The organism is Rhizobium sp. BK379, assembly GCF_014193955.1.
In the GTDB taxonomy this organism is placed as follows: Bacteria; Pseudomonadota; Alphaproteobacteria; order Rhizobiales; family Rhizobiaceae; genus Rhizobium.
In genome coordinates this window covers 453,644-466,158 of record NZ_JACIAD010000001.1, presented here as the reverse complement: position 1 = coordinate 466,158, position 12,515 = coordinate 453,644, and the positions used below count along the sequence as shown (strand labels likewise).

Below are 12,515 nucleotides of genomic sequence, written 5' to 3'. Positions count from 1 at the left end.
TCTCGGGGCGGCTTTTTCGTATCCGGAGGGAAGATGGTGGATTTGCAGGCAGTCCTCGACAGCATCTACAAGGAGCTGACGCCCCGTATCGGCGAGGGCAAGGTGGCGGATTATATTCCTGAACTTGCCAAGGTCGATCCGAACCAGTTCGGCATGTCGATCATCACCGTCGACGGCAAGGTCTACAGCGTCGGACACGCCGATGTCGCCTTTTCCATCCAGAGCATTTCCAAGGTCTTCATGCTGACGCTGGCGCTCGGCAAGGTGGGCGAGGGGCTGTGGAAACGCGTCGGCCGCGAGCCTTCGGGCTCAGCCTTCAATTCCATCGTCCAGCTCGAGCATGAGCACGGCATCCCGCGCAATCCCTTCATCAATGCCGGCGCGATCGCCGTTAGCGATGTCGTCATGGCCGGCCATGCGCCGCGCGAGGCGATCGGCGAGTTGCTGCGCTTCGTGCGTTACCTCGCTGACGACGAATCCATCACCATCGACGACAAGGTGGCACGCTCGGAGACGGCGACCGGCTATCGTAATTTCGCGCTCGCCAATTTCATGCGCTCCTACCGCAATCTCGATCACCCCGTCGATCATGTGCTCGGCGTCTATTTCCACCAGTGTGCGCTCTCCATGACCTGCGAGCAGCTGGCCCGCGCCGGCCTGTTCCTTGCGGCACGCGGCGGCAATCCGCTAACCGGCCATTCGGTCGTGTCGCCGAAACGGGCGCGGCGCATCAATGCGCTGATGCTGACCTGCGGCCATTACGACGGATCGGGCGATTTTGCCTATCATGTCGGCCTGCCGGGCAAGAGCGGTGTCGGCGGCGGCATCTTTGCGGTGGCACCCGGCATCGCTTCGATCGCGGTCTGGTCGCCGGGGCTTAACAAGGTCGGCAATTCGCAGCTTGGCGCCGTGGCGCTGGAGATGCTGGCGGCGCGTACGGGCTGGTCCGTTTTCGGCGATTGAGGCTGTGTTGGCCGGCGGCTTTCTGCTAAGCAGGGCAGGCACATCAGACAGGTAGCAAGATGAATATCGCAGCCAATATTGCCGACGATCTGGAAGCGGCTGAAGCCGGCATCGGCCATGCGCTGTTTGCCGACGCGCCCCACTCGGTCTCCTTCAACAAGCTGCGCAAGCGTCTGCTGCGCCAGGTGCGCCAGGCCTTCGATGATTTCGACATGCTCAAGGGCCAGAAACGCTGGCTGATCGGCATATCCGGCGGCAAGGATTCCTATGGCCTGCTGGCGCTGCTGCTCGACCTGCAATGGCGCGGGCTGCTGCCGGTGGAGCTGATCGCCTGCAACCTCGATCAGGGCCAGCCGAATTTCCCGAAGCATGTGCTGCCGGAATACCTTTCAAAGATCGGCGTCAAACATCGCATCGAATATCGCGACACCTATTCGATCGTGAAGGAGAAGGTGCCGGAGGGAGCGACCTACTGTTCACTCTGCTCGCGCCTGCGCCGCGGCAATCTCTACCGGATCGCCAGGGAAGAAGGCTGCGACGCGCTGGTGCTCGGCCATCATCGAGAAGACATTCTCGAAACCTTTTTCATGAACTTCTTCCACGGTGGGCGGATGGCCGCCATGCCGGCGAAGCTTCTGAACGACGAAGGCAATCTGATGGTGCTCAGGCCGCTCGCCTATTGCGCCGAGGACGACATGGCCAAGTTTGCCGCCGCCATGCAGTTTCCAATCATTCCCTGCGATCTCTGCGGCTCTCAGGACGGTCTGCAGCGCAATGCGATGAAGGATATGCTCGCCGATATCGAGCGCCGCATGCCCGGCCGCAAGGACACGATGCTGCGTGCGCTCGCGCATGTGAACCCGTCACACCTGCTCGATCCGAAACTTTTCGACTTTTCTGCGCTGGCCGTCACCCAAACGTCATAATGGACTTGCTATGAGCCTCAGCAGTTCCATGCAATGAGTCCAAAATGATTTTCTCAGACAAAGACATAGAGTTCCTCGGTGATTGCCTCAGGCATGTCGCCGAAGAAGAGATCATGCCGCGCTTCCGCAATGCGGCTGCGGCCAATGTTTCCGAAAAGACGTCTTCCGTCGATCTCGTAACGCAAGCCGACCTGCGCTCCGAGGCTTACCTTACGGCAGCAATCCGCGAGCGTTTTCCCTCGGCACTCATTGTCGGCGAGGAAGCCTATGAGGCGGATCGTTCGGTCGTGCCGGCGCTTGCCGATGCCGATCTTGCCTTCGTCATCGATCCCGTCGACGGCACGTTCAATTTTGCGGCCGGCATGCCGGTTTTCGGTACGATCCTTGCCGTGACGGTAAAGGGGGAAACGGTTGCCGGCATCATTCACGATCCGGTCCTCGGCGACACGGTCGTTTCCCTCAAGGGCGCCGGCGCCTTCCAGCGGAAGCGCAATTGCGAGCCTGTCCGCCTCAAGGTCGCGGAACCTCTGGAACTGGGCCTCATGATCGGCGCCATGGCCTGCAGCCATATGGTAGAGCCGGATCGTTCGCGCGTTGCCGGCAATATGGCGAAGGTCAAGATGACCTTCGCGTTCAATTGCTCGGCTTACGAATATTGGATGGTGTCCTCGGGCAAGCTGCATTTCATCGGCCACCCCAAGCTGATGCCCTGGGACCATCTGGCCGGCGTGCTGACCCATCAGGAAGCCGGCGGCCATACCGCCAAATTCGACGGAACGCCCTACAGGCCCGGCGAGATTTCCGGCGGCATCATCTCTGCTCCCGACAAGGAAAGCTGGCAGATGATCCGAAACGAGATCGTCGGCTACAGATAAACCGAAAGGAACCGCCATGACGACTGCCATAGATACGATGAAGCTTGCCGATCTCCTGCGGCAGGCAGCGAAAGCCGAGATCCTGCCGCGCTTTCGCCGACTGGGCAGCAGCGATGTGCGCGCCAAGACGGAAGCGACCGACCTCGTGACCGAGGCCGATGAGCAGGCCGAAAGGATGATGAAAGCCGAGGCCGCGCGCCTCTGGCCGGAGGCATTGTTCATCGGTGAGGAATCGGTTGCCGCTGACGAAGCACTTCTGGACAAGCTCGAAGGTGCCGATCTCGCCATCGTCGTCGATCCCGTCGACGGCACCTTCAACTTTGCTTCCGGCATTCCGGCCTTCGGCGTCATGGCATCGGTCGTCTCCAAGGGCGAGACGGTTGCCGGTATCATCTATGATCCGATGGGCGATGACTGGGTGATGGCTGAGAAGGGCGGCGGCGCCTGGCTGCGCCGGCCGGATGGCGAAGCGCAGCGGCTGCGAGTGGCAGAACCTGTCGCGCTCGACCAGATGGTCGGCATGGCTTCCACCGGCTACCTGCCGCAGGAAAAGCGCGCCGAAATCCTTGGCAATCTTGCCAAGGTTCGCTTCCTCACCAACTACCGCTGCGCGGCACATGAATACCGCACCTTTGCCGGCGGGCATGTGCATTACCTGATGTACAACAAGCTGATGCCCTGGGATCACCTGGCCGGCACGCTGATCTGCCAGGAAGCCGGCGCCTATGCCGCCCGCTTCGACGGTTCGGCCTATCTGCCGCATCATGTGACCGGCGGGTTGCTGATTACGCCGGACAAGGAGAGCTGGGAAATCTTCCGCCGCGAGATCGTGACCGTCTAAGCCTGAACTGGCCTGAGTTCGAACTCAGGCCAGTATCTGTTTCAATGCGTCAAGGAGCGTGTCGCATTCGGCATCGGTGCCGATGGTGATGCGCAGGAAATCCTGGATGCGCTGCCCCCGGAAATTCCTGACCAGCACCGCACGCTTGCGCAGCTCCGCAGCCAGTTCGGCGCCGCCGCGGGTGCTGTGGCGAGCGAAGACGAAATTGGCGGAGGAGGGCAGAACCTCGAAGCCGAGTTCGCCGAGGGCCGCGGTCAACCGCTCGCGGCTAGCGACGATCAGCGCGCAATGTTTCTCGAACCAGTCCTGGTCCTCCCAGGAGGCCACGGCACCGGCCTGAGTCAGCCTGTCCAGCGGATAGGAATTGAAGCTGTCCTTGACCCGTTCCAGCGCATCGATCAGCGGCCGCTGGCCGACGGCGAAACCGACGCGCAGGCCGGCAAGGCCGCGCGATTTGGAGAAGGTCTGGATGACGAGCAGGTTCGGATATTTCCGCACGAGCGGAATGGCACTCTGGCCACCGAAATCCACATAGGCTTCATCGATGACGACGACCTGATCCGGATGTTCCTGTACCAGCGCCTCGATCGCCGCAAGCGGCAACGCCGAGCCGGTCGGCGCATTCGGGTTCGGCAGGATGATCGCGCCGCAGGGCTGGCGGTAGTCCTCGATGCGCACCTGCATCTTCTCGTCCAGCGGGATCTCGCGGAAGGTGATGCCGTAGAGACCGCAATAGGTCGGGTAGAAGCTGTAGGTGATATCGGGATAGAGCAGGGGCAGTTCGTGCTTCAGGAGCGCCTGAAACGTATGGGCCAAAACCTCGTCCGAGCCATTGCCGACAAAGACTTCGCCGGGATCGAGATCATGACTCGAGGCAATCGCCTGGCGCAGTTTCAGGCCGGTCGGCTCGGGATAGAGCCGCAGCGTGTCGTTGACGGCTTGCGAGATTGCCGCCAAGGCTCGCGGCGAAGGGCCGTAAGGATTCTCATTGGTGTTGAGCTTCACCAGCCCTTCAATGACAGGCTGTTCGCCCGCCACGTAAGGCGTCAGGGATTGAACAAGGGGGCTCCAGAAACGGCTCATCGTGTACTTCCGGTCAAAGACATGTCGCACATAAACGTGCAGCGGCCTTGCGAGAGCGACTGCGAAAACAAAAGCCTAAAACGCGGCAAGCGAAGCTGAATGATCGCTGCACGCTTTAGGCCTCAAGCAGCATTACATGTGAACCGCACCGGGGTCGAGTTGCGGGCTGTCGCCGGGATGGGTGAACAGCTTGCCCTTTTCCGCCCAGAGAACCATGACGACGGTGACCGCGCCGAAGAGCGCGAAACCGCCGAACAGCGGCTGGACCGTGCCGTTGAACAGCTGGCCGACGCCGCCGCCGAGGAGGGCGCCGAATGTCGTCGACACGAAACCGGTGACAGCCGTTGCCGTGCCGGCGAGATTGCCCATCGGCTCCAGGCTGATCGCGGTGAAATTGGTGGCGATGACGGCAAACATCATCAGCAGGATCGAGAACAGGGCGTAGGAGAAGGCGAAGGACGGGGTGCCGCCAAGTGCTGCGACAAAGCCGACCGCCGAGACGATAGTGAAAAGCAGCATGGCAGCATGCGAGATGCGGCGCATGCCGAAGGTGCGCACCAGCATGCCGTTCAGGAAGTTGGCAACGGCGATGCCGCCTGCCGTTGCGGCAAAGGCGATCGGCAACCAGTCGCCGAGGCCGTAAACCTCACCGAAAACCTGCTGAACCGAGATCACATAGGCGCTGATGACGCCGGTGAACATGGTGAGCCCGATCATGTAGCCGCAGGTGATGCGGTTGGTGAGAACCGTCCTGAAGCCATCGGCGACAGCGCCAACGGACAGCGGAATGCGCTCTTCCGGCGGCAGCGATTCCTTCAGGCGCAGCAGCGCCCAGACGAAGAGAATCGTCGCGACGATGCCGAGCAGGATGAAAATCCAGTTCCAATGCGCATAGGTGATAATGAGCTGGCCGACAGAGGGGGCGACGATCGGCACGATCATGAAGACGATCATGACATAGGACATGACTCGCGCCATCTCACGGCCACCGAAGCAATCGCGGACGATCGCCATGGTGGTGATGCGCACGGCCGCGCCGCCGATGCCCTGAACGAAGCGCATGATCAGCAGCATTTCGAAACTGCCGGTGGCCGCAGCGGCAAACATGCCGACCACGTAGCAGGCAAGGCCGCCAAGCAGGATGTTGCGGCGGCCGAAGGCATCCGACAGGCTGCCGAATATGATCTGGGATGCGCCGAAGCCCAAGAAGAAGACGCCGATGACGAGCTGCGCATCATTGTTGCTGGTAACACCCAGCGAATGGCCGATATTGGGCAGCGCCGGCAGCATGCTGTCGATTGCCATGGCAATGCTGGCGGTCATGATGGCGATGGTCACCACGAATTCGAAGAAGCCCATGCCAATGCGGGCAGAACCCTGGTTTTCCGTGTGCGGTTTGTGCGTCGGAGTCATCCGTATCCCCCTGAATGACGGAAGAGCGGCCGGAAAACGGCCGAATATTGTGTGGGAGGGCGGCGAACCCCTACCAATTTGTGCCGCCGCCTGATGTGTCTGAAAGCTTCAGTGCTGATATGGGCGCCTGATCTCAGTGCCCGATATCGTTGAAGCTGGAAAGTGATGCATCCTTCGACAGCGGCGCATGCTGCGCCCTGAACAGCCGGCCCTTTTCTGCAATCAGCACGAAGACGATACCGATCAGCGAGACGCCGAAGTAGCCGGCGATCATCGGCGTTGCCGTGCCGTCGAAGGCCTGTCCGACCATGGCTCCGATCAATGCGCCGCCGATCGTGCTCATGAAGCCGATGACCGAGGAAGCCGTGCCGGCGAGATGGCCGAGCGGCTCCATGGCGAGCGAATTGAAGTTAGAGCCGATCCAGCCGAACTGGAACATCACCAGCGCGAAGAAGACGATGAAGATCGGGAAAGGCATCGGCTGCGGCCCTGATATCTGCACCATCAGCCAGATGAAACTCAAGCCGCAGAAACCGAGAAGGGATGCGTGCGAGAGGCGGCGCATGCCGAAACGGCCGACCAGCTGAGAATTGATGAAGGACGAGAAGGCCATGAACAGCGCCACTCCGGCAAAGGCGACGGGCATGTAGACGCCGAGACCGTAGATGCCGACATAGATCTGCTGGGCAGAGTTGATGAAGCCGAACAGCGCGCCGAAGAGGATCGTGCTGGCAATGGTGTAACAGAGAGCGATGCGGTTGGAAAAGAAGATCGCAAAGCCCTGCGCCACCGAGCGGACCGTGAACGGACGGACATTGGCGGGATCAAGTGTTTCCGGCAGGCGCAGATACATCCAGATGCCGACGGCCGTCGCCATGGTGCCGATGAAGACGAAGATCATGTGCCAGGTGCTCACGAGCATGATGATCTGGCCGCTGCCCGGTGCAATGACCGGCACGACCATGAAGACCATCATGATAAGCGACATGACTTCCGCCATCTGCCTTCCGCCGTAGACATCGCGGACGATGGAAATAGTAATGACGCGAGTGGCGGCAGAACCTAGCCCCTGAATGAAGCGCAGCGTCAGAAGCCCGGCAAAGGTCGGGACCACAGCGATGCCGAAGGCGGCAACGACGTAAATGCCGAGACCGATCAGCAGCGGAACACGGCGGCCGAAGCGATCGGAAAGGGGACCGTAGAAAAGCTGGGCGAGACCGAAGCCGAAAAGATAGGCGGAAACGACATACTGGCGATGATTTTCGTTCTCGACGCCGAGGCTGGAGCCGATCTGCTGCAGTGCGGGCAGCATGATGTCGATGGCCAGCGAGTTGACTGCCATCAGGAAAGCCGCAAGCGCGATAAATTCCAGCTTGCCCATGGGCAGCCGACCCGCGGACATGGCTTGTGATGAATCTGTCACAATGAAATTCCCATAAACAGGTCAAGGCGCTGCTTGGCGCAGCGCCTCGAACTCAAGATACAGATTTGGAAACCGGACGGACGCCCGGTGACCGATCAGGCGACGGCGGTCTTGACCGTGACGCCGTTTTCCTGGAGGTGCTGCTGGAGCTCACCGGCCTGGAACATTTCCCGGACGATGTCGCAGCCGCCGATGAACTCGCCCTTGACGTAGAGCTGGGGGATCGTCGGCCAGTTGGAGTAATCCTTGATGCCCTGGCGGATTTCCGAATCGGCGAGCACGTTGATGCCCTTGTAGTCGACACCGATGTAATCGAGGATCTGGACGACCTGACCGGAGAAACCGCACTGCGGAAACTGCGGCGTGCCCTTCATGAAGAGGACGACGTCGTTGCTCTTGATCTCGTTTTCGATGAATTCGTTGATACCGCTCATGGGACCTAATCCTTTCAACAGGCAGGTTAAAGGCCCGCCGTTTCAATCGTTTTCCTTAGATAGCATGTGGAAGCCGGAATTCCACCCGCGAAAACCAAAAAAAGACCAATCCGCGACACTTAGCGGCACAGGTTGTTGCCTATGCGTTACGCCTCGTTGCGATAGACCTTGATCGGCTCAATCTCGGTATCGGTGGAAAAGGCTCTAGGCGCGGCGCTGCCTGCTGCGGCCTGCTGCCGTGCGGCGCTTGCTGACCTGCTTGCGAGCAGGCTTGCGACTCACCGGCGTTGCCTTGCGGGTGGTGCGGCTCGCCGTTGCAGACGCTGCCTTGCGGCGCTTGCGCTTGGTTGTGGTGGTACGGCCCGTTGTCTTCTTCAGGATTTCCTTCAGCACGCTATTGACGACGCCTGACACCAGTTCATTCACGAGATTGCCCACAAAATCCCCCTCGACCCTGCCGAAACGCAGCTGCCCCTATTGAATTCCGGAAGAGTTCGCTTAGCAAGACGGCTCGACGGTTTTATCCGGTTTTTCGCCGTATTTTCAGGCGAACCCGTCATCCTGGCAACGGCGCACTCAACCCGCCGGAAAGAAGAAAAAGACTATGAAACTCATCGACAAGCGGGTTGTGCTGCATTTCCCCGGATTTGAACCACTTGATGGCGCAGCGCACCGGGCGCGGTATGAGCGTACCGCAAGGCAAAGCGCATCCGTCTGGGGCTATAACATCGAGACGGGTACTGCCGATGCCGGTCCCTATATTTCCTTCGATGTCGGCACCCGCGCCGATGGCTGGCAGACGCAGACCCGCGTCCATGTCTTCGACCATGACGAGCTGGTGCAGCGGTTGCGCGCCGGCAATACGGCAAGCCGCATCGCGGCGGGCTTTGCAAGCTTCTGGCAGGTTGTGCGCGAGGGCGGCATGGCCGGCTATTTCCGGCATGCCTGGCGCTTTGGCCTCTTCTTCATCTTTCCCTTCCTGCTGACGGCTCTCGCAATCGTCGTCACGCTGCAGATCCTGACGCTGCAATATTTGCTCGGACTACCCGTCTGGCACATCGGCTGGAGCGCGCCGCTCGCGGCCATCTTCTTCATCTTCGGCTTCCTGCCGTTCTCGGAGCGCTTCCACACGCTGCATCTTTTTGCTGACTGGGAGATGGCCGTGGCGCTCGCACGCATGGACAAGCCTGTTTTCAACGACTGGCTCGAACAATGCGCGACATCGATGCGGGCAGCACTCAACGAAGAGGCCGATGAATATGTCATCTCCTCGCACAGCATGGGCTCCAGCGTTGCGGCCCATGTCGTCGGCATTCTGCTGGAGCGGGAGCCGGATGTCTTCAAGGGCAAGCGGGTGGTGTTTGCCACACTTGGCTGCGCGATCCTGCAATGCGCGCTGATGTCGTCTGCGACACTCCTGCGCTCGCGCGTCGGGCTGATTGCGCGGTGCCCGGATATTTTCTGGCTCGATGTGCAGTGCCTGACGGACTCGATCAATTTCTACAAGGTGCCTGTCGTCAGCGTGTCCGGCCATCCGGACGCGCCGCAAGCGCGCATGATCCATATCCGCGTACGGCAGATGCTGACACCGGAGCACTACAAGAAGATCCGCAAGGATCAGTTACGCGTTCATCGCCAGTATGTGCTGGGTCCGGACAAGAAATCCTCCTTCGATTTCACGCTGCTGACCGCAGGCCCAATGCCGGCATCGGTCTTTGCCGATCCCGAGCACGACAAGCTGCCGGCCTGAGAGCTCAGTAAAGAAAGGGCGAAGAGGCGTACTTTCGAAACCGATCGCTTCCGTTTCAAAACAAAGAGACCCGGCGGAAGAAGCCTTCCAGCCGGGTCTGTTCATTTCAGATCCTCAGTCGGCCGAAGCCAGCATGTCAATCCGGCGCCGAGGTTTGCAGGGCGAGGGCATGCAGGACGCCGCCCATATTGCCCTTCAGCGCCTCATAGACCATCTGGTGCTGCTGGACGCGGCTCTTGCCGCGAAAGACTTCCGCGACGACTTCGGCAGCGTAATGATCGCCGTCACCCGCCAGATCGCGGATCGTTACCTTGGCACCGGGAATCCCGGCCTTGATCATGTCTTCGATGTCACCGGGTTTCATGGCCATGATCGTTACTCCTTGCACATTATTCCGCAGCGACAAGCTCGCCGCGGCCATCCATGAAATCAGGGAACCACGATTCATGTGCATCGCGCAATTGCTGAATCGGCAGTGCAATCAGATCGTCGACGACGAGGGCATCGCCCTTGACGGTGCCGAGGCGGCGGAAGGGAACGCCGGCGCCTTCTGCATTGGCACAGACGAAATCGGCGACATCACCAGGAACCGTCAGAACGTAACGCGCCTGATCCTCGCCGAAGAGCAGGGCATGGGCCGCACCCTTGCCTTCGCTGAGGCTGATGTCGAGGCCCTTGCCCGAGGCCATCGCCATTTCAGCGAGCGCCAGCACGAGGCCGCCTGAGGAAATATCGTGGCAGGCGGTCGCCTGGCCATTGCGGATAACCGAGCGGACGAAATCGCCGTTGCGGCGTTCAGCGAAAAGATCGACTTCGGGAGCCGGACCTTCGGTGCTGCCGACGATATCGCGCAGATAGATCGACTGGCCGAGATGGCTGCCGTCGGTGCCGATAAGAACAACCTTGTCGCCTTCGACAGCGCTGCCGATGCGGGCCATCTTGCGCCAGTCGGGCATCAGGCCTACGCCCGCAATGGTCGGGGTCGGGAGGATCGCGACACCATTGGTCTCGTTATAGAGCGAGACGTTACCGGAGACGATCGGGAAATCGAGTGCACGGCAGGCTTCGTCGATGCCCTTCACGGCGCCGACGAACTGACCCATGATTTCCGGCTTTTCGGGATTGCCGAAATTGAGGTTGTCGGTGGCCGCCAGCGGCAGGGCGCCGGTTGCGGTAATGTTGCGCCAGCATTCAGCCACGGCCTGCTTGCCGCCTTCGAAAGGATCGGCCTCGACGTAGCGTGGGGTGACATCGGAGGAGAAGGCCAGCGCCTTCAGCGGATGACCCTCGACGCGCACGACGCCGGCGTCGCCGCCGGGGAGTTGCAGCGAATTGCCCTGGATCAGCGTGTCATACTGTTCGTAGACCCAGCGGCGGCTGGACTGGTTGGCGGAACCGACGAGTTGCAGCAGCGCTTCGTTGTAATTCCCGGGAGCGGCGACGAGGTTGGCGGGCAGGGGCGCGCGCTTGTCGGATTCGCGCCACGGGCGGTCATATTCCGGCGCCTGATCGCCGAGATCCTTGATCGGCAGGTTCGCGACTTCCTCACCCTGATGCATGACGCGGAAACGCAGATCGTCCGTGGTCTTGCCGACGATCGCGAAATCGAGGCCCCATTTGACGAAGATCGCCTTGGCTTCCTCTTCCTTTTCCGGCTGCAGAACCATGAGCATACGCTCCTGGCTTTCCGACAGCATCATCTCATAGGCGGTCATGCGCTCTTCGCGCACCGGCACCTTGTCGAGTTCGAGCAGGATACCGAGGTCGCCCTTGGCGCCCATTTCGACGGCCGAGCAGGTGAGGCCGGCGGCACCCATGTCCTGGATGGCGATGACGGCGCCGGTCTTCATCAGTTCGAGGCAGGCTTCGAGAAGGCACTTTTCGGTGAAGGGGTCGCCGACCTGAACGGTGGGGCGCTTTTCCTCGATCGACTCGTCGAATTCGGCCGAAGCCATGGTGGCGCCGCCGACACCGTCGCGGCCGGTCTTGGCACCGAGATAAACGACGGGCAGGCCCACACCCTTGGCTTCCGACAGGAAGATGGCGTTGGACTTTGCGAGACCGGCGGCAAAGGCGTTGACGAGGATGTTGCCGTTATAGCGGGCGTCGAATTCCACTTCACCGCCGACCGTCGGCACGCCGAAGGAATTGCCGTAGCCGCCGACACCGGCAACGACGCCGGCGACGAGATGGCGGGTCTTGGGATGATCCGGCTCGCCAAAACGCAGCGCGTTCATGGCAGCGATCGGGCGCGCGCCCATGGTGAAGACGTCGCGCAGAATGCCGCCGACACCGGTCGCAGCGCCCTGATAGGGCTCGATATAGGAGGGGTGGTTGTGGCTCTCCATCTTGAAGACGACGCAATCGCCGTCATCGATATCGACGACACCAGCATTTTCGCCGGGTCCCTGGATGACGCGCGGTCCCTTGGTCGGCAGGGTGCGCAGCCACTTCTTGGAGGATTTGTAGGAGCAGTGCTCGTTCCACATGGCCGAGAAGATGCCAAGCTCGGTAAAACTCGGTTCGCGGCCGATCAGATCCAGAATGCGCTGGTATTCATCCGGCTTGAGGCCGTGGGAAGCGATGAGTTCCGGCGTGATCTGGATGGTGTTTGGAATGGTCATGAGCTCTCGAAAATCCCTGCCTAGAGCAATCCAACAAAAGTGCGCAGCGGTTTTGCATTCGGATTGCGTGAAAACAAAGAGATGGAGCGTGCCTGTGATTTACGGAAAACAGACATGCCCCAGCGCGTTTGTCGTGTCTTTAGCTTATGTAGGAAGTGCGCGCGACAGGAAAATGCCTGCCAT

General features: G+C 60.7%; 12 protein-coding genes. 5 read left to right on the top strand and 7 right to left on the bottom strand.

The window, feature by feature from the left end:
• Positions 1–33: 33 nt before the first annotated feature.
• From FHT93_RS02435 to FHT93_RS02420, 4 genes are read left to right on the top strand one after another with little or no spacing between them, the layout of a single operon-like run.
• Positions 34–963 carry a glutaminase gene (locus FHT93_RS02435; protein WP_112547754.1) on the top strand — a complete coding sequence of 310 codons (930 nt, stop codon included), beginning with the start codon at positions 34–36 and terminating at the stop codon, positions 961–963.
• Positions 964–1,022: 59 nt separating this feature from the next.
• Positions 1,023–1,889, top strand: coding sequence for a tRNA 2-thiocytidine(32) synthetase TtcA (gene ttcA / locus FHT93_RS02430; RefSeq protein ID WP_113015824.1), 867 nt, complete (start codon positions 1,023–1,025; stop codon positions 1,887–1,889).
• 44 nt (positions 1,890–1,933) lie between these two features.
• A complete protein-coding gene (locus tag FHT93_RS02425) occupies positions 1,934–2,764 on the top strand; it encodes an inositol monophosphatase (protein ID WP_112968204.1) in 831 nt (276 codons plus the stop codon).
• Between the two features lie 16 nt (positions 2,765–2,780).
• A complete protein-coding gene (locus FHT93_RS02420) occupies positions 2,781–3,605 on the top strand; it encodes an inositol monophosphatase family protein (RefSeq protein WP_112547751.1) in 825 nt (274 codons plus the stop codon).
• A gap of 24 nt (positions 3,606–3,629) precedes the next feature.
• On the opposite strand, the gene hisC is transcribed toward FHT93_RS02420, so the two are convergent.
• The 5 genes from hisC to FHT93_RS02395 all read right to left on the bottom strand — a co-directional run bounded on the left by hisC (position 3,630) and on the right by FHT93_RS02395 (position 8,396).
• Positions 3,630–4,688, bottom strand: coding sequence for a histidinol-phosphate transaminase (gene hisC / locus FHT93_RS02415; RefSeq protein ID WP_183846002.1), 1,059 nt, complete (start codon positions 4,686–4,688; stop codon positions 3,630–3,632).
• A gap of 132 nt (positions 4,689–4,820) precedes the next feature.
• Entirely contained in the window at positions 4,821–6,101 is a 1,281-nt protein-coding gene (locus FHT93_RS02410) for a multidrug effflux MFS transporter (protein ID WP_113148193.1), read from the bottom strand.
• 133 nt (positions 6,102–6,234) lie between these two features.
• On the bottom strand, positions 6,235–7,482 hold the full coding sequence (locus FHT93_RS02405) for a multidrug effflux MFS transporter (RefSeq protein WP_113148262.1): 1,248 nt from the start codon (positions 7,480–7,482) through the stop codon (positions 6,235–6,237).
• A 137-nt stretch (positions 7,483–7,619) separates the two neighbouring features.
• Entirely contained in the window at positions 7,620–7,958 is a 339-nt protein-coding gene (grxD, locus tag FHT93_RS02400; protein WP_112547748.1) for a Grx4 family monothiol glutaredoxin, read from the bottom strand.
• A gap of 204 nt (positions 7,959–8,162) precedes the next feature.
• Complete coding sequence (locus FHT93_RS02395) at positions 8,163–8,396, bottom strand: hypothetical protein (protein ID WP_112968200.1); 234 nt, start codon at positions 8,394–8,396, stop codon at positions 8,163–8,165.
• A gap of 166 nt (positions 8,397–8,562) precedes the next feature.
• Here FHT93_RS02395 and FHT93_RS02390 point away from each other — a divergent pair, with 166 nt between their 5' ends.
• Positions 8,563–9,708, top strand: a complete 1,146-nt coding sequence (locus FHT93_RS02390) for a hypothetical protein (RefSeq protein ID WP_183846001.1) — start codon at positions 8,563–8,565, stop codon at positions 9,706–9,708.
• A gap of 136 nt (positions 9,709–9,844) precedes the next feature.
• On the opposite strand, the gene FHT93_RS02385 is transcribed toward FHT93_RS02390, so the two are convergent.
• Both FHT93_RS02385 and purL read right to left on the bottom strand, forming a co-directional pair.
• Positions 9,845–10,078 (bottom strand): BolA family transcriptional regulator, encoded by a 234-nt coding sequence (locus tag FHT93_RS02385; protein ID WP_010010652.1) that lies wholly within the window; start codon positions 10,076–10,078, stop codon positions 9,845–9,847.
• 19 nt (positions 10,079–10,097) lie between these two features.
• On the bottom strand, positions 10,098–12,332 hold the full coding sequence (purL, locus tag FHT93_RS02380) for a phosphoribosylformylglycinamidine synthase subunit PurL (RefSeq protein ID WP_183846000.1): 2,235 nt from the start codon (positions 12,330–12,332) through the stop codon (positions 10,098–10,100).
• Positions 12,333–12,515 lie beyond the last annotated feature (183 nt).